A 17,296-nucleotide genomic window follows, 5' to 3' on the forward strand; every position below is an offset into this window, starting at 1 on the left:
TTGAAGCCTTAAGCTGAAAAATGATGTGTGCTTACCCCGTATCATCCAGAAATCACGTAATAATCATGTGCTGAAATGGTGAAGAAAATGCGACAGTGGCTGATGTGTTTGGATTTCGTTTCAATAGTCATGATAAGGCACATCTATCATATCTGGCGTCACATCGACCGTGCAGGCATCGACCGGAACGCGGTGCAAAATGCAATCCGTTCGGATCTGCGCAACAACCTGTTTGGCGCAGCGAGGACCTCAATATTCGCAACATTGCTGTCAACGGCCAGCGGATCCGGGATAACGCTTACATGTTGCCTAATGGCAGCCTGAACGTCGGACGAATCCACCCGATACCGTGATGAGAGCAATGCGCGACGATGAGGTTTTGGTACTCGAGCTCCTCGAAAGCCATTCGGGTGCCGGGATTATCCCGGCACCGCGCGGCGGCCTAGTAAGTGCCCGTGATGCTGAAGGATGCTGAAGGTGTCGGTGAAATCCAGTTTCGCGACAGCGATGAACCTTCGGCCCGCGTCGTAAGCTGCTCCTGTACCGGCGCGGACGGGATACCCGTAATATACGATCTTCACATTCGAGCGGACGGGCAGGTGGCATCGCTGGAATACCGGGGGGTCCATAATCAGCCGGTCGGGAAGTGGCCCGAAAAGCTGGGCGACCTGGAGTTCAAACCCGAACTCAGCAGTTTGCCAGAGGGATAGCCGCTCGGTGCCTTAAGGGGTCACGAGGGATAATCAGTTCGCGCTGTTGGCTACGGCTGACTATGTAGCCGGAACTGTTGCGTCAAGATTCCGCCGTATCGAATTAGGTGTTGAACGCACCAGGGGTATGCCTTGTTCGTGTTCCCAGCCGTCGAGGGCGCGAGGTGACCGGTCGCGACACCTTCCGGCTCTACGGGGTGTAGGGATGGCGAAAGATCGCTCCGAGGTCGACCGCGAACTCGCTGACCTGCCGCCGGAGCTGCGCTGGCGGGAATGGATGCGGTGGGCGAAACGGGGCCGGGCCTTTCTTCGCGAGGACGGGACCGGATGGAAGGTGATCCTGCTTTCCGGCGAAAGTCCGCGGCATGCGGCGGCCTTCAGAACTCTCGGTCTGAACCCGCGCGCGGCCGCCCGGCTTGCCGAAGCGCTGGCACTGGCAGAGGCGCGGGGGAATGAAGCGTGCAGTCTTCGACGCCTTTCAGGGCACACTGATGCCCGATGACATCTGAGGGCGTCAAAAATAGTCGGCGACGCGAAGATGCTTGTGGACGTGCCCATCGCCATGGCTGTGCGCCCCGTCATCCTCTGCAAGCGGCACCAGCATCAGTCTTCCATGCCGGACCCCACGTTCAAGGAACAGCGCATTCGCGATCGTCTCGACCTCGCCGACAGGGCCTGTCAGAACGATGACCTCGAGCGAGGTGGAATGATCGACCGGAACCGACAGCGCGGCGGCGACCTGGTTGTGGTGATCCTGGCGAACCTTCGGCACCTTGAGCCCGAGATCGCGCATGGCGGGGTCCAGCGTATAGCTCGCCACCCCCAGGCACTGCGCCTCGCAGGGCGCGTCGGGTGTCAGGCTGCGCGCGATCAGGTCGCGGATCGCTTCTGACCGGTTGGTGGCACCGGAGGCCTCCATATGCGCATCGATCTCGGCCAACAGGTCGCCATCGAGCGTAATCGTTATGCGTTTCATGCGCGTTCCTCCGCCGTTTTGCCTGTCAGCATCGGGCGAAGCGTCGCGGTAGGCAACGGCTGATTGACAGGAATGATACGATCTATATGATCTTTGCATACGAAAATCATACCGACGTTGCCCCGTGAAGCCAGTTCTCGCCGCCGTAGCCCTCGCTACTTCCCTTGCCACGACCCAACCGGCACTCGCGCAGGAGCGGGCGCTGGTGCTTGCCGTGGGAGGCGAACCGGAAACGGGTTTCGATCCGGTCATGGGCTGGGGCCGCTACGGCAACCCGCTCTTTCAGGCGACGCTCCTCCGGCACGATGACGACCTCGCGCTTGAGGGCGATCTCGCGACGTCATGGGACCTGTCGGAGGATCGGCTGACCTGGCGGATCACGCTGCGCGACGATGCGCGGTTTTCCGACGGCACGGCGCTGACGGCGGAGGACGTCGCCTTCACCTTCAACACAGCGCGCGATGCGGGCGGCCTTGCTGATCTGAGCGTACTGGAAATCGCGCGGGCCATCAGTCCATTCGAGGTCGAGCTGTACCTGCGGGAACCCAGGATCACCTTCGTCAGCCACCTCGTCTCGCTCGGGATCGTGCCGGCCGCGACCTACGGCGACGGCTATGCCCGTGGGCCCGTGGGCGCCGGACCGTTCCGCTTGGTCGAATGGCGCGAGGGCGAGCAGCTGGTCGTCGAGCCCAATCCGTATTGGCACGGGGGCGACATTCCCTTCGCGCGCGTGAGCTTCGTCTTCGGCGGGGAGGAGACCGACCTGTCGCTCGCGCGCACTGGCGCGGCGCATCTCGTTGCGGTGCCACCGGCGCAGGCAGACATGGCACCGGCAGGCATGCGCGTCCTGAATGTCGAGACGGTGGACAACCGCGGCCTGATGTTTCCGATGGTGCCGGACGAAGGCCGGGCCACGGATGCCGGCCATCCCATCGGCAATGACGTGACCGCCGACCCGGCGATCCGCCGTGCGGTGAACGTCGCGCTCGACCGCGAAGCGCTGGTCGCCCTGGCGCTAGCCGGGCATGGCCGCCCGGCCTACGGTCCGGTGGACGGTCTGCCCTGGGATAATCCGGAGGCGCATCTTCCCGGTGGCGACGCTGACGCGGCAGGCGCCATCCTGGAGGCCGCAGGCTGGCAGGATGCCGACGGCGATGGCATTCGGGAGCTCGGCGACCTGACGGCGGAATTCACCATCGTCTACCCGGCCTCGGACAGCACACGGCAGGCGTTGGCGCTCGGTGCCGCGCAGCAGTTGCAGGCCATCGGGATCGCGGCGGAGCCATCGGGCCGGAGCTGGGACGAGATCGAGGCGATGTTGCATTCAAACGTCGTCGTCTTCGGCTGGGGCGCGCATGATCCCCTCGAAGTCTACAGCCTCTACCATTCCTCGAATGCAGGCCAGGGATGGGTGAACACGGGCTATTATGCCAACACGACCGTCGACGCGCATCTCGAGGCCGCCGAGGCGGCGCCAGGCTTCGAAGCGTCGCTGCCTCACTGGCAGGCGGCGCAATGGGACGGCGCCACGGGCTTCGGCGCGCGCGGCGACGCGGCCTGGGTCTGGATGGTGAACCTCGAGCACAGCTACTGGGTGTCCGACTGCCTCGACACCGGAGCGTCCCAGGTCCATCCGCACGGGCATGGGTTTCCGATTACCTGGAACCTGCAGGACTGGCGCTGGACCTGCGAATGACGGGCTGGCTCCTGCCGCTGCTGCGCGATCGGGCGATCCGGCTTCTCTGGCTCCTGCCGCTGGCCTCGGTCGGGCTCTTCACGCTGGTTTCGCTGGCGCCCATCGACCCGGTACAGGCCTACGTGGGCGCGCGGGTGGCACTGGTGGGGCCGGAGCAGCGCGAGGCCATCTCGGCGGCATGGGGGCTCGAGGCGCCCGCATATGAGCGCTTCTGGCTCTGGGCGCGCAACGCCATGTCGGGTGACCTGGGCGACTCGATCACCTTCAACGCGCCGGTGGTGCAGGTCATCGCAGATCGCTTTCCCGCCTCGATCGCGCTCGTCGGTGCAGCCTTCATCCTGTCCTTCGTGCTCGGCACCGCCCTTGGTCTGATCGCCGCAGCCAGGCGGGGGTGCTGGCCTGACCGGATCATTCGCGGTGTCGCTGTCGTGCTGGCGGCGAGCCCCGGCTTCTGGATCGGCCTTTTGCTGATCGCGGTCTTCGCCGTGGGCCTCGGCTGGTTGCCGCCCTGTTGCGCCACACCGCCGGGCATGATCGCGGACGAGGTGGACCTTGCCGCGCGTCTGCCGCACCTCGTCCTTCCGGTGATCGCCGTCTCGGTCGTTGGCATCTCACCGCTGATCTTGCACACGCGCCAGCGCCTCGTGGCCTTCCTCGAAAGCCCCGCTGCGACTCATCTTGCCGCGCATGGCGCGCGCCCCCTCTGGCTCGCCTTCGGGCCGGGGATGCGCCACGCGATGGGACCCGCGATCACCGTGCATCTGGCCGGTGCGGGGGAGCTTTTCGGCGGTTCGGTTCTGGCAGAGGCGGTCTTCGCCTGGCCGGGGCTGGGGCAGGCGACGGTGCGGGCCGCGCTTGGAGCGGACGCGCCGCTCCTGATGGGGATCGCGCTCGCGACACTGATCTTCGTCTTCGCAGGCAACCTGCTGGCGGATATCGCCGCACGGCTTCTGGACCCTCGTCTCGGTACGGAGGCGCGGCAGTGACAGAGACGGCCTTCGACGGGACAGATATGACAGGTGCCGGTCGCACTCCGCGCGGGGCCGTCCGGCGGCAACTGCGTCGCCGGGGCGCCGTCACCATCGGTCTGCTGGCTGCCGTCCTTGCCGTACCGCTTCTGCCGCTTGATCCGCTGAGCGTGGATCCCTTCGCCCGCGGACTGCCGCCCGCGTTCGCTTTTCCCTTCGGGACCGACCTTCTCGGCCGCGATGTGCTTGCCCGCACGCTCGCCGCGCTGGCGGTCAGCGCGCAGGTGGGGCTGGCCGCCGCCGCGGTCTCCACGGCGATCGCACTTGCCTTTGCAGTGGCGGCCACCTTCAGCCAGACAGCCGATCGCATCGTCGGCGTGCTGACCGAACTGGCCCTCGGCCTGCCGCACTTCGTGTTGGTGCTGATGGTGGCCTACGCGGCGGGCGGGGGCATGACCGGGGTGATCCTCGGCGTTGCGCTGACCCACTGGCCGCGCCTGTCGCGTGTCCTTCGCCACGAGGCGCAGACGGTCGCCGCTGCGGACTACGTGCGGATCTCGCGTGCGCTCGGCCGGTCGCGGGGCTGGATCGCGCGTCACCACATGGTGCCGCACCTGCTGCCGCAACTCGTGGCCGGATTCGTGCTGATCTTCCCGCACGCGATCCTGCACGAGGCCGGGCTCTCGTTCATCGGTCTGGGGATCGAGCCGCACCTGCCGTCAATCGGCATCATGCTGGCAGACTCCTTGCGCGGGCTGATGGCCGGGCACTGGTGGGTCGCGCTGTTTCCCGGTCTTGGGCTTGTTCTTCTGGCGCTTGCCTTCGAGATGTTCGGAGAAACACTGCGCCGCGCCGCCGACCCGCGCGAGGGCGTCGCCTGATGCTTGTCGTGAAAAGCCTTACAGTTCGGTTTCGACGCCATGGAGCGCCCTCCCTTACGGTGCTCGAGGGGCTCGATCTTGCCGCGCCGCGTGGTGCCGTGACCGGCATCTGCGGTGCATCCGGCGCTGGCAAGAGCCTGATCGCCGCGGCCATTGCTGGAACTCTGCCGCGAAACGCTGACGTGTCGGGGCGCATACTGGTGGACGGTGCCCCCCCGTCGCGCGGCGGGATCGCGCTCGCGCCGCAAGGGCTAGACGCGCTCGATCCGTTGGCCACGGTGGGGGCACAGATCGCAAGGTTCGCTCGGCTTGCCGATCGAACCGAAGATCCAGCGGCGCTCCTGCCGCGCCTTGGACTCGCGCCGACTGTCGCGCAGGCCTGGCCGCACGAATTGTCTGGCGGAATGGCCCGCCGCGCCTGCCTTGCCACCGCCCTTGCCACCGGTGCCGGCTGGCTGATTGCCGACGAACCCACCGCCGGTCTCGACGCCGCCGCCGCGGAACGGATCATGGCCCTGCTTGGAACCCTCGCCAGCGACGGCTACGGCGTGCTCGTGATCAGCCACGATCTGCCGCGCCTTGCAGCCGTCGCGGGGGAGATCACCGTCCTGCAGGAAGGCTGCGCGGTGGAAACCGCTCCGGCCTCGGCGTTCCGGGGCAATGGCGAGGCGCTTCGGAAGCCCTTCGCGCGGAGACTGTGGCAGGCGCAGAACGTGTGTCCGGCATGCTGAAAGCGCGCGCGATCACTCATGCGTTCGGTGCGGTCTCCGTGTTGGACGAGGTCGATTTTGACCTGTCCCCCGGTGAGATCATCGGCCTTGCCGGACCTTCAGGAGCAGGCAAGTCCACGCTCGGACGCATTCTGGCGGGACATCTCCTGCCGAACGCGGGCCGGGTGGAGATCGACGGTGCTCCGCTGATGCTGCGGGCCGGTCTCCCTTGCCCGGTTCAATACGCCCCCCAGACGTCTGAGATGTCCGTGGATCCGCGCTGGCGGGTCAATCGGATCCTGCGGAACGGGGCCACCCCCGACCCAGAGTCCCTGCGCATCCTCGGGATCCAGCCAGAATGGGCAAGCAGGTTCCCGGCCGAACTGTCGGGGGGGGAGCTGACACGTGTATCTCTCGCCCGGATGGTGCTGCCATCCACCCGGTATCTGGTCTGCGACGAGATCACCGCACCGCTCGATGCTCTCTCGGCCGAGGACACTCTATGGGCGCTGAGGAGGCTCGCCGGACGTGGCGTCGGGATACTCCTGATCAGCCACAATCAGAACCTGCTTAAGAGGCACGTCAAACGACGATACCAGCTCTGTTTTGGTCACCCCAGGCTTCAGGTAGACTGAAAGACAAAGCAATAACCGCGGCATAAAGCGTGGAGAACGTGCGCCCCGAGGGCATCCCGATCCTGTATTTGCCGATCAGATCAAGAACGGCAAATAATATCTGCCTTTTCGAGGATAGGAGCTATTTGTTCTGAGGATTTGGTTATCAGATGTAGCTGAGCAAACCCTGTGTAAAGGTCGATAGTGTAAATTGGTTAACATAAGGTCGATCATCCCAGGCAAAACGGACTCGCAATTGCCTTGCGCAAACTTGGGACCGGGCATTTGCCTGCCGCGGGCCGGATTGCGGTTTGGCCGGCTACATTTCGGATCCGCTGGAAATTTTCCGGCGGAGTTATGCGAGCGCCGGGAAAATTGGGTCAAATCGGGCCGCGCGGTCATTCTGCCCTTGGCGGCATACAGCCAGCCGTGGTCTAATGGCAGAAACGTGCCATCAACCAACCAGATCAGCAGGTGCAGCGAGTGCTTGAATTACGCCAGTTCCTGTCCACCGATGCGGCGCAACCCGCGAGCAAGTCCACACCGCGCCGTCAGGGACCATGTTTCTGATCTGATGGCTGTTCATGTAACGACCCGCATCACCTCCTTTGCAGGGCCCGGCGCCTTCACTGCCGATCTCGTGCGAAATCCCCCGGTTAACTTTCTGATTACACGCGGAACCGACGCCAGATGACTACAGTTTCACTTGCTTCTCCTAGGAACCGAGACTCCAAGCGCCGACCAGCGCGCCGATCCGTTAGGGGTTCAGGTGGCATATTTCACCTGAAGGCGATGCCGTGAACGGACAGGAAGCCGCTGTCGTCGTGAACGACCCTTCGCTCATCATCATCGCATTGCTGCCGTTCATCGGGGCATTGCTGCCGGGGATGATGATCCGCGCCGGCCGGAACGCCTGCGCGATCTTCACCGCGCTTCCGACGGTATTGTCCCTGATCATGCTGCTGCTGCTCGCGCCGTCCGTGATGGCCGGGCAGATCATCACGGTGGAACTGTCCTGGCTGCCGCAGCTCGGCCTGTCGGTCGCGTTCTTTCTCGATGGTCTCGGTCTGCTGTTCGCGGCGATGATCCTTGGCGTCGGCTTGCTGATCACGCTTTACGCCCGGTTCTATCTTTCGGGCGATGACCCGATGGGGCAATTCTACACCTATCTGCTGCTGTTCCAAGGGGCGATGCTGGGGATCGTGCTATCCGACAACATCCTGCTTCTGTTGATCTTCTGGGAACTCACCAGCCTGTCCTCCTTCCTGTTGATCGGGTACTGGAAACACCTGCCCGAGGGGCGGCAGGGCGCGCGGATGGCACTGGCGGTGACCGCCGCGGGGGGGCTCGCGATGATCGGCGGCATGCTGATCCTGGGCGAGATCGCGGGCAGCTACAAGCTTACGGACATCCTTGCCGCGGGCGAGGCGATCCGGGCGTCGGACTGGTACATGCCGGCGCTGATCCTGATCCTGCTGGGCGCGTTCACCAAGTCGGCCCAGTTCCCGTTCCACTTCTGGCTGCCGCATGCCATGGCCGCGCCGACGCCGGTCTCGGCCTATCTGCATTCCGCGACCATGGTGAAGGCGGGCGTCTTCCTGATGGCGCGCATGTGGCCCGTCCTGGCGGGCACCGAGGCGTGGTTCTACATCGTGACGACCACCGGGCTGGTGACGATGGTGCTGGGCGCGCTGATCGCGCTGTTCAAGGACGATCTCAAGGCGCTGCTGGCCTTCTCGACGGTCAGCCATCTGGGCCTGCTGACGATGCTGCTGGGCTTCGGCACACCGATGGCGGCGGTGGTGGCGGTGTTTCACATCATCAATCACCTGACCTTCAAGGCCGCGCTCTTCATGACGGCCGGCATCATCGACCACGAGGCGCATACCCGCGATATCAAGCGGCTTGGCGGATTGCGAACGCTGATGCCGGTCACCTTCGTCCTCGGCACGATCGCGGCGCTGTCGATGGCGGGGATACCGCTGCTGAACGGCTTTCTGTCGAAGGAAATGATGCTAGAGGAGGCCTCACATACCGACTGGGCGGGCAGCCCCTGGGCGCTGCCCGTGCTCGCCACGCTGGGCGCGCTTCTGTCGGTCGCCTATTCCTTCCGCTTCATCGTGCATGTCTTTTTCGGCCGGGTGCGCGAGGACTATCCCCACAAGCCCCACGACCCGCCCTTCGGTCTGTGGATCGCCCCGGCCCTGCTGGTCGGCCTAGTCGTCCTGATAGGTATCCTGCCGCACGTCGCGGAACCGCTGGTGCGCGTGGCCGCGGGTGCGGTGACCGGGGGCACGTTGCCAGAGTTCCATCTCAAGATCTGGCACGGGATCACACCGGCGCTCTACATGTCGGTCATCGCGGTTCTGGCCGGCGCGGCGCTGCTAGCGGCCCACCGTCCACTGGACCGGGCCTGGATCGCCGCACCCAGGCCCGAGGCCAAGGCGATCTTCGACGGTCTGGTCGGCGGGGCGGTCGGCCTGTCGCGGTGGGTCACGCAGCGGACCCATGACGGCGCGATGTCGCGCTACCTTGCGATCTTCGTCGGGTCCACCACGCTGCTTGGCTATCTCGCGTGGCGCGGCGGCGGCATGCCGCCTCAGACGCGTGAGATGCTGCCGGTGCCGCCGTTGGTCCTGGTCGGCTGGGTCCTTCTGCTGGTGGCGGCCGGATCCATGGCGCTGATGCATCGCAACAGGTTCCGGTCGCTCGTCGTGATGGGCGTGATCGGCCTGACCATCTCGGTCGGTTTCGTCTACCTCTCGGCGCCCGACCTGGCACTGACCCAGATCTCGGTCGAGACCGTGACCATCATGCTGCTGCTTCTGGCGCTTCATTACATGCCCAAGGCTTCGCCCGTCGAAAGCTCGGCCGGTCGCCGGATCAGGGACGGCGTGATCGCCATCGCCGGCGGGGCGGGCGTGGGCGCGCTTGCACTGATGTTCCTGTTGCGCGACACGCCGACGATCTCGGATTATCACCTCGCGAATTCCTACGAGGGTGGGGGCGGCACGAATGTGGTGAACGTCATCCTTGTCGATTTCCGCGGCTACGACACCTATGGCGAGATCATCGTCCTCGGTATCGCGGGGCTTATCATCTATGCGGTGATGGAGGCGCTGCTGAACGGTCCGGCGGCACGAAAGCTGCGCAACACCGACTACTCGCTCGACCGCTCCCGGGACCGGCATCCCCTGATGATGGTCATCGCCACTCGCGTGATGATGCCGATCGCCATCCTTGTGGGGGTCTACATCTTCCTGCGCGGCCACAACCAGCCGGGCGGCGGATTCGTGGCCGGTCTCGTCGTGTCGATCGCGCTGCTCATGCAATACATGGCGTCGGGCTTCGCCTGGACCCAGAGCCGCCAGAAGATCGAATATCACGCCATGATCGGCTGGGGCGTGGTGATCGCCGGTCTGACAGGGGCGGGCGCATGGTTGGGCGGCAAACCATTCCTGACCAGCGGCTACGATTATTTCCACTTCCCCCCGATCGAGGAATTCGAGCTTGCCACCGCGATGCTATTCGATCTTGGCGTGTTTCTGGCGGTTCTGGGCGCGGTGATGCTGATGCTCTACAGCCTGTCGCGCATTGCACGATATGCGGGCGAAACCGTCAATCGCGAGCCGATGGATTACGACCCCTCCGCGGACCGGACGACACGCACTACCAAGGAGCAGGAATAGCATGGAGTTCATCGTGGCGAGTTCCGTAGGCGCTCTGACGGCGGCGGGGATCTACCTGATCCTACGCCTCAGAGCGTTCTCGACGATCCTGGGACTGGCGCTGCTGTCCTATGCGGTGAATATCTTTCTGTTCGCGTCAGGCCGGCTTTCGATCGACATGCCGCCGGTCCTGTCGCCCTATGGCGAGGCGAATTATACGGATCCGCTGCCGCAGGCGCTGGTGCTGACCGCGATCGTCATCTCTTTCGGGATGACGGCGGTGCTGGTGATGGTCGCCCTCGGCGCCTATCTGGAATCGGATGACGACCGGATCGACATGGCGGAAGCGGCCGAGAACGCCGAATATGGTGCGGGGGGCCGGGAATGAACCACTGGATCATCGCCCCTGTCATCCTGCCAGCCCTGCTGGCGCCGGTCATCGGCTTCGTCATGCGCCATGACCTCCCGCTCGCGCGGACCGCCTCCGTGGCGGGAACCGTCGCGCTGCTGGTCATCGCCATAGGGCTTTTCGTGACGGCAGGAGGCGATCCGCAGGTCTACTATCTCGGCGACTGGCCCGCACCCTTCGGCATCGTCCTCGTGCTCGACCGGCTGTCGGCGCTGATGGTCCTTGTCACCACGGTGCTGGCGTTACTGGTACTTGTCCATGCGGTCGCCACGGGATGGGACGCGCGCGGGTGGCATTTCCACGCGCTCTTCCAGTTCCAGCTGATGGGGATCTGCGGCGCCTTCCTGACCGGCGACATCTTCAACCTCTTCGTGTTCTTCGAGATCCTGCTGATCGCCTCCTACGGGCTGATGGTCCATTCCGGCGGGCGTGACCGGATGCGCGCCGGGCTGCAATACGTTGTCATCAACCTGGCCGGATCGACGCTGTTCCTGTTTGCCCTTGGCGTGCTCTATTCGGTCACCGGCACGCTCAACATCGCCGATCTTGCGCTGCGGCTGCAGGAGGTGCCGGCGGACGAAGCCGCGCTGGTCCGCGTGGCGGCGATGCTGCTGATGATCGTCTTCGCGCTGAAGGCAGCCCTGTTTCCGGTCCAGTTCTGGTTACCGGGCGCCTATGCCAACGCGCCTGCGCCCGTCGCGGCACTTTTCGCGATCATGACCAAGGTCGGTGCCTATGCGATCCTGCGCATCCACACGCTGGTTTTCGGCCCAGGGATCGTTGCAACGGATGGCATGGCCGGGACATGGCTGCTTCCTGCCGCCATCGTCACGATCGCGATCGGAGCGGTCGGGGTGCTGGGCGCGCGGAACCTGCTGGCGCTGATCGCCTTTTCGGTGCTGGGGTCGATGGGCACGCTGATGGTGGCCATCTCGGCCTTCTCGCCCGTCGCGACGACGGCAGCGCTCTACTATCTCGTTCATTCCACCTTCGCGGCGGCGGCCCTGTTCCTGCTGGCCGATCTGGTGATCGCGCGCCGCGAGGCAGGCCACCTCGGCGCCCGGCCGGCGACCTTGCAGAACGGGCTGTTCGCCGCGCTGTTCTTCGCTGCGGCGATCGGTATGGCCGGGATGCCGCCGCTGAGCGGGTTCATCGGGAAACTGATGGTTCTGGATGCGCTGCGCGCACCCGGCACCATGGCCTGGGCCTGGAGTGCGGTGCTGTTCGGCTCGCTCATGACGATCGTGGGCTTCGCCCGCGCCGGCAGCGCACTGTTCTGGAAATCCACGGCCGTTCCGCTGGACGAGCCCGAGACCGCCGAGACCGACGAGGCCCCGGAAGCACCATCCGGCACCGACCGGCCCGCCGGCGCGATGGAACTGGCGCCCGTCATGGCGACGGTCGCCCTACTGGTCATGCTGACCACCTTTGCCGGGCCGCTCGTCGGATATCTCGACGGCACGACGGCACAGATCTTCGACAGGAGCGGCTATGTGACCGCGGTGCTTGGAACAGAGGGAGAGACCTGAGATGATCCGCCGCCTCATTCCTCATCCGCTTCTCAGCATCACGCTGGCCCTCGTCTGGCTTGGCCTCGTCAATACCGTCACGCTGGGCAATCTGCTGCTGGGCACAGTCCTGGGGCTTGTCGTGCCGATCATCACGGCACCTTACTGGCCGAACCGGGCAAAGCTGAGCCGCCCGCTCATCGTGGTCAGATACGTCCTGTTGGTGCTGTGGGACATCGTTGTCGCCAATGTGCAGGTCGCCTGGATCATCCTGTTCAAGCGCAGCACCGACTTCCGGTCCCGCTGGATCACCATCCCGCTCGAGTTGACATCGCCCGAGGCGATCACGGTGCTTGCGGGCACGATCACGATGACGCCCGGCACCGTCTCGGCGATGCTGGGCGCGGACGGCCGCTCCATACTCGTCCACTGCCTGCATACCGACGACCCGGACTACGAACGGGACAGGATCAAGCAGCGATACGAACGGCCGCTCAAGGAGATATTCGAATGATATCCATCGCCCTCATGTTCGCATTCGCCTGTTTCGGGCTCGGACTTTTGTTCTGCCTCTGGCGGATCACCGTGGGGCCGGACGTGTCCGATCGGATCCTCGCGCTCGATACCATGGTGATCAACCTGATCGCGCTTCTGGTCCTCTACGGGATCTGGAAGGGCACGGCAGTCTATTTCGAGGCCTCGATGTTGGTCGCCATGGTCGGCTTCGTCTCCACCGTCGCCTATTGCCGCTTCGTTCTGCGCGGCGACATCATCGAGTGAGCCCCGACATGCCCGCCATCATGGAAATCCTGATCTCGGCCTTCCTCATCCTTGGCGGCGTGTTCGGGCTTGTCGGCTCCTTCGGGCTGGTCAAGCTGCGCGACACGATGCAGCGGCTGCATGGACCGACCAAGGCGACAACGCTGGGGATCGGCTGTGCGCTCATCGCCTCGATGCTCTATTTTTTCTCGACCGGGGGGGCCGTGTCTTTCCACGAGCTTCTGATCACGCTGTTTCTCTTCCTGACCGCGCCGATCGCTGCGAATTTCATCGCCAAGACCTACATCATCCGCAACATCGACAGGTCCGAGCTGCCGGCCTCGAGCAGAGAATACGGCTGGTCGGTCTACGACGATTCGCCTGCGCTGAGGCGGGAGGAATGAAACCGGGACAGGGCATTGCGGGGGGAACACTTACAGCGGATGCGATGCCGCGCATCGCGTCGCGGGCCAGTCCCGCCACTGCTTCAGAGGCGTTTCTCACCGCAGTTCCCACCCGGGACGATGATGGTCGCGGTTAAGGAACAAGCGCCTCAGCGTAGTAAGCGCCGCTCCGACCCGCTCCTGCCGCGCCTAGCCTGCCTGTGCGAGTACTGCGGTCGAGACCCGGCAGGATAGGACTGCAAAATGAACGGCTCAACGGATGGCTACGCGGGCAGGATCGAGGTTTTCGAAGGGTGGTCTGGTCGGCGCATGTGGAGCGAGGCGGAGCGGCCGCGCAACGAGGTACAGCAGGATCGAATGGTGGTCGATGGACCAAGGCCCGGTCCCGGCGGCACGCCGTGAGGTGCCCGCATCAACCTTCGGCAACCACCGCAGGTCTGCGGCCATCTCGAAACCCCGCCTCGTTGGATCTCCCTATACTTGAGGCGACTCTCTAGGGTCAGGATTCATAACCAATAGATGACGAGAGCCGCGAGGGCGATGGCTGAGAGGAAGACCTTGGGGCATCGGTCATAGCGGGTCGCGACGCGCCTCCAGTCCTTGAGCCTGCCGAACATGATCTCGATGCGGTTACGCCGCTTGTATCTCCGCTTATCGTATTTGATCGCCGTCTTGCGTTTCTTCCGGCCTGGGATGCAGGCACGTATCCCCTTGTCCTGCAACGCTTCTCTGAACCAGTCAGCGTCATAGCCACGATCCCCGAGTAGCCATTTGACGTTTGGCAGGCCACTCAGCAGGGCCCGAGCGCCGATATAATCGCTGACCTGTCCAGCGGTGACGAACAGGTCGATCGGTCGCCCCTGACTGTCGCAGATGGCGTGCAGCTTGGTGTTCATACCGCCTTTGGTTCGGCCGATCAGGCGACCACGCCCCCCTTTTTGGCGGCCATGCTGGTCGCCGTTCGATGGGCTTTGAGGTATGTTGCGTCGATCATCACGGTCGTTTTCTCGCCGTGTTCCGCCGCCAGCCCGGCCATCATCCGCGCGAAGATGCCCTTTTCGCTCCAACGCTTCCACCGGCTGTAAAGCGTTTTGTGAGGGCCATATGCAGCAGGAGCGTCACGCCAACGCAAGCCATTGCGATTTATGAAGATAATCCCGCTCAGCACCCGTCTGTCATCAACCCGGGGCTTCCCGTGCGACCTGGGAAAGAAGGGAGCCAGGCGCGCCATCTGCGCGTCGGTCAGCAAGAAGAGATCGCTCATGTCACCACTCCGTTTTCGCAGGCGTGAATCACGCAGCGCAACAGAAATCAATGCATCCTGACCCTAGTACGAATTGCACACGATTTGAGCATCCTCACTGGTTGCAGACCTGATTTCGTAGGACTGTCTGACCGTTCCTCCATTCCAGAGCCAGCATTCGTTCTCCAGTAGATGCTGAAGGGAACGGGACTGAGCTCCAACGTTCTCTGGGTCCGCTAGCCCGGCTGAGTTCGGTCAAAGGCAAGAATAACAATCCAAATTCAGTAGGTTGCTACAGGTGCAGCGCCTCCGTCATACCGCTCGCTTCCAGATCCCACAGCGCGGTCCAGTTCCCGGCAGTCCGTTCGAGAACCAGATAGTTCCGCTCGGCGATGTATCTGCCGGGTTGCCCGGGAAGGCGCTGCACGCGGATCGGGTGCTCGGGCAATGGGTCTTCGCCCAACCATGACAAGGCTCCCAAAAATCGTGCCCAGCCCTTGGGTGGCGCGCGATGGGCGATTCCGGAGGCAACAAGCTGGTTCAGGTGCAGGCCGCCGCCGAGGTCCATGACCGCGCGTGTCGCCAGGTGGATTTCGCCCGAGACCGCCGTGATGTCGTGCCTGTCCCGTCTTGCAAGGTCGCGAACCAGCCGCAGCATCCGGCGCCATTCCTTGCGATGAGCACGGCTCTGCCATTGGTCGCGCAGATCATCCTCGTATTTCTGCATCCGCGGGATCACCACCATGAGCGTTTCCAAGAGCGATAGCCGGGGGCCAAGCAAGGGAACGCTGGACATCAGCAAGGTATGCCCCTGCACCTCCCGCCGTGCTTCCGCCTCCATCATTGCCCAGCCGCCCATGCCCATGATCTGGCGACGTGTGCGTTCGGAGCGGAGGTCGGGGGCGAGGATGCGCAGGTCGGGGCCATGGACAGACCAGCCCATATGCTGCCCTTCGGGGTCGGCAAAGCGCGTCGGCAGATCGCCATCAGTTGTCGCCTGCTGAAACACCAGAAAGCTTTCGCGTGCGACGGCGAAGAGCGTCTGGCCCACCGGGGAATAGGTGCGGGACCGTCTGAGCGAGCCCCAGCCGTCGCAGATGTCGTGATCGTCCCATTGCATGAGTGACGGCACGCGCGCGCAAAGCCAGGCGAACTGCGGCGCGGCGTAGAGAGCAGCGTAGCGTTCCAGGAACCTTTCGCGCAGGTGATGGCGAAGATCGTCCAGCGCGGCGCAAGAGGGGTCGCGCGGGATACGCTCCGGCCAACCATGGCTGAGCTCGTGCCCCTCGGTCACCTCATCGGCATAGACCTGGTCGCCGCCGTGCAGCATCAGCGCGAAGGGCCGGTGTTGGTGTTCGCTCTTCAGCCTTTCCCACATGGCGTTCCGCTCGGAACCTTCGCGGTCCATGTCCCCCACTTCCTCGCCGTTGCAAGAAACGTACGCCAGACGCAGATCGTCGGTCAGGTCACCGGTGACCGCGTAGGTCGCGCCGTTCCAGCTGTATTCCGACTGGCGATCTGCCGGCAGCGTGAACCGCGCGCGCCAGACGCAGGCATGGTCATAGCCGGCCAGCCGTGTGGCGCGCGTCTCGCCCGCCGCAGTTGCGATCGGCGGCGGCTCATCGTCCCGCGCAGTGATGAACAGTGCGGACAGCAGCAGTTGGCTGCCTGCGACATCGTCGAGGAAAAGAACGGGGCCAATGGGCGATGTGATCCGAAAGGGCACTCTCGCATGTGTCGAGCCTGTCGCGACATCTTGCAACGGACGGCTCACGGGTGCGTCACGCTCCCGTGCCGTTTGAGAACAGGAACACCATATAGGCGGCGTAGGCGGCCAGCATCAGCGCACCCCAGAGCCGACCGATCGACTTCGTGGCAAAGAGCAACGCCAGAAGCAGCAGGGCGGCTCCCAGCATCACCGGCGTATCGATGAAACGGAACCGCGCCGTGACTTCGATGGGTTGGATCACGACCGTGACGCCGAGGATCGCGAGGATGTTGAAGATGTTCGAACCGATTACGTTGCCCAGCACCACGTCGGAATGGCGCCGGATCGCGGCGACGATGGCGGTGGCAAGCTCGGGCAGCGAAGTGCCAATGGCGACGAGCGAAAGACCGATCACTGCATCGGGCACACCGAAATCGCGCGCGATGTTCACCGCACCCTCGACCAGCATGTCCGCCCCGAACACCAGGGCGACGATGCCGCCGATGGCCAGAACCGGCGCAAGCCAAGGCCGCGGCAGTGGAATGTCCTCGAATTCCTCCGCCTCGTGCTGAAACGTCTTCGCCTCGCGATCCCGCTTTTCCAGCCAATAGCTGGAGAACAGGTAGCCTGCGAGGACAACGAGCATCGCAATGCCCTCCATCCGGGTGAGGACCTCGCCCTGAACCAGCACAAAAGCCGTCAGGGAGACGAGCGTTGCCACCAGCGCCTCGCGCACCGCCGTGCGGTCCCACCCGAGGATCGGCGTGATCACGGCCGCCACGCCGACGATCAGCAGAACGTTGGCGATGTTGGACCCAACCACGTTTCCAAGTGCGATTTCGGGCGTACCGTCGAGTGCCGCATTGACGGAAACAAGGAGTTCCGGCGTCGAGGTGCCGAACCCGACGATGACCAGCCCGATGAGAAGCTTCGAGATGCCGAGGCGCTCCGCTATCGCAACAGACCCACGCACGAGTCCCTCGCCGCCGAGGAAAAGGAGAACAAGGCCGGCGGCCACAAGAAGTAAATCGTGAGACATTTC

16 protein-coding genes and 1 pseudogene are annotated in these 17,296 nt (G+C 64.2%); 13 read left to right on the top strand and 4 right to left on the bottom strand.

The window, feature by feature from the left end; all coding sequences use genetic code 11:
- Positions 1 to 458 precede the first annotated feature (458 nt).
- Both CLV77_RS16460 and CLV77_RS15855 read left to right on the top strand, forming a co-directional pair.
- Positions 459 to 710, top strand: coding sequence for a hypothetical protein (locus tag CLV77_RS16460; RefSeq protein ID WP_143815137.1), 252 nt, complete (start codon positions 459 to 461; stop codon positions 708 to 710).
- Between the two features lie 205 nt (positions 711 to 915).
- Positions 916 to 993 (top strand): annotated as a pseudogene (locus CLV77_RS15855) (SMC-Scp complex subunit ScpB); the annotation flags it as partial.
- A 231-nt stretch (positions 994 to 1,224) separates the two neighbouring features.
- On the opposite strand, the gene nikR reads toward CLV77_RS15855, so the two are convergent.
- A complete protein-coding gene (nikR, locus tag CLV77_RS15860; protein WP_076981228.1) occupies positions 1,225 to 1,686 on the bottom strand; it encodes a nickel-responsive transcriptional regulator NikR in 462 nt (153 codons plus the stop codon).
- Between the two features lie 124 nt (positions 1,687 to 1,810).
- On the opposite strand from nikR, the gene CLV77_RS15865 reads away from it, so the two are divergent.
- The 11 genes from CLV77_RS15865 (at position 1,811) to CLV77_RS15915 (ending at position 13,303) form a co-directional block, all read left to right on the top strand.
- The gene (locus CLV77_RS15865) at positions 1,811 to 3,382 is read left to right on the top strand and encodes an ABC transporter substrate-binding protein (RefSeq protein WP_076981229.1); all 1,572 of its coding nucleotides are present in this window, start codon (positions 1,811 to 1,813) and stop codon (positions 3,380 to 3,382) included.
- A complete protein-coding gene (locus CLV77_RS15870) occupies positions 3,379 to 4,368 on the top strand; it encodes an ABC transporter permease (RefSeq protein WP_076981230.1) in 990 nt (329 codons plus the stop codon). Before CLV77_RS15865 ends, CLV77_RS15870 begins: the two co-directional genes overlap by 4 nt.
- The gene (locus tag CLV77_RS15875) at positions 4,365 to 5,231 is read left to right on the top strand and encodes an ABC transporter permease (RefSeq protein WP_233128180.1); all 867 of its coding nucleotides are present in this window, start codon (positions 4,365 to 4,367) and stop codon (positions 5,229 to 5,231) included. Before CLV77_RS15870 ends, CLV77_RS15875 begins: the two co-directional genes overlap by 4 nt.
- Positions 5,231 to 5,962 (top strand): ATP-binding cassette domain-containing protein, encoded by a 732-nt coding sequence (locus CLV77_RS15880; RefSeq protein ID WP_076981231.1) that lies wholly within the window; start codon positions 5,231 to 5,233, stop codon positions 5,960 to 5,962. The genes CLV77_RS15875 and CLV77_RS15880 overlap by 1 nt, the downstream gene beginning before the upstream one ends.
- Positions 5,956 to 6,576 carry an ATP-binding cassette domain-containing protein gene (locus CLV77_RS15885; RefSeq protein ID WP_076981232.1) on the top strand — a complete coding sequence of 207 codons (621 nt, stop codon included), beginning with the start codon at positions 5,956 to 5,958 and terminating at the stop codon, positions 6,574 to 6,576. The genes CLV77_RS15880 and CLV77_RS15885 overlap by 7 nt, the downstream gene beginning before the upstream one ends.
- A 776-nt stretch (positions 6,577 to 7,352) precedes the next feature.
- Positions 7,353 to 10,244 (top strand): monovalent cation/H+ antiporter subunit A, encoded by a 2,892-nt coding sequence (locus CLV77_RS15890; protein ID WP_257787326.1) that lies wholly within the window; start codon positions 7,353 to 7,355, stop codon positions 10,242 to 10,244.
- Position 10,245: 1 nt separating this feature from the next.
- Complete coding sequence (locus CLV77_RS15895; RefSeq protein ID WP_054540576.1) at positions 10,246 to 10,611, top strand: Na+/H+ antiporter subunit C; 366 nt, start codon at positions 10,246 to 10,248, stop codon at positions 10,609 to 10,611.
- Positions 10,608 to 12,161: a monovalent cation/H+ antiporter subunit D gene (locus CLV77_RS15900; RefSeq protein WP_054540577.1), complete on the top strand. Its 1,554-nt coding sequence runs from the start codon at positions 10,608 to 10,610 to the stop codon at positions 12,159 to 12,161. Before CLV77_RS15895 ends, CLV77_RS15900 begins: the two co-directional genes overlap by 4 nt.
- A 1-nt stretch (position 12,162) precedes the next feature.
- Positions 12,163 to 12,654, top strand: coding sequence for a Na+/H+ antiporter subunit E (locus tag CLV77_RS15905; protein ID WP_076981234.1), 492 nt, complete (start codon positions 12,163 to 12,165; stop codon positions 12,652 to 12,654).
- A complete protein-coding gene (locus tag CLV77_RS15910; RefSeq protein ID WP_054540579.1) occupies positions 12,651 to 12,920 on the top strand; it encodes a K+/H+ antiporter subunit F in 270 nt (89 codons plus the stop codon). Before CLV77_RS15905 ends, CLV77_RS15910 begins: the two co-directional genes overlap by 4 nt.
- A gap of 8 nt (positions 12,921 to 12,928) precedes the next feature.
- Positions 12,929 to 13,303 carry a Na+/H+ antiporter subunit G gene (locus CLV77_RS15915; RefSeq protein WP_076981235.1) on the top strand — a complete coding sequence of 125 codons (375 nt, stop codon included), beginning with the start codon at positions 12,929 to 12,931 and terminating at the stop codon, positions 13,301 to 13,303.
- 506 nt (positions 13,304 to 13,809) lie between these two features.
- Here the strand turns inward: CLV77_RS15915 and CLV77_RS15920 are convergent.
- The 3 genes from CLV77_RS15920 to CLV77_RS15930 all read right to left on the bottom strand — a co-directional run bounded on the left by CLV77_RS15920 (position 13,810) and on the right by CLV77_RS15930 (position 17,293).
- Positions 13,810 to 14,567, bottom strand: a protein-coding gene (locus CLV77_RS15920; RefSeq protein WP_100053151.1) for an IS5-like element ISPso2 family transposase whose coding sequence is annotated in 2 segments (ribosomal slippage) — positions 13,810 to 14,243 and positions 14,243 to 14,567 — 759 coding nt in all. Because the reading frame shifts where the segments join, the coding sequence is not laid out codon by codon here.
- A 271-nt stretch (positions 14,568 to 14,838) separates the two neighbouring features.
- Positions 14,839 to 16,272: an alkaline phosphatase D family protein gene (locus CLV77_RS15925; protein WP_100053150.1), complete on the bottom strand. Its 1,434-nt coding sequence runs from the start codon at positions 16,270 to 16,272 to the stop codon at positions 14,839 to 14,841.
- Positions 16,273 to 16,327: 55 nt separating this feature from the next.
- Complete coding sequence (locus CLV77_RS15930) at positions 16,328 to 17,293, bottom strand: calcium/sodium antiporter (protein WP_076981238.1); 966 nt, start codon at positions 17,291 to 17,293, stop codon at positions 16,328 to 16,330.
- Between the last annotated feature and the right edge of the window lie 3 nt (positions 17,294 to 17,296).

The sequence above is a fragment of the Brevirhabdus pacifica genome (assembly GCF_002797755.1).
Classification (GTDB): domain Bacteria; phylum Pseudomonadota; class Alphaproteobacteria; order Rhodobacterales; family Rhodobacteraceae; genus Brevirhabdus; species Brevirhabdus pacifica.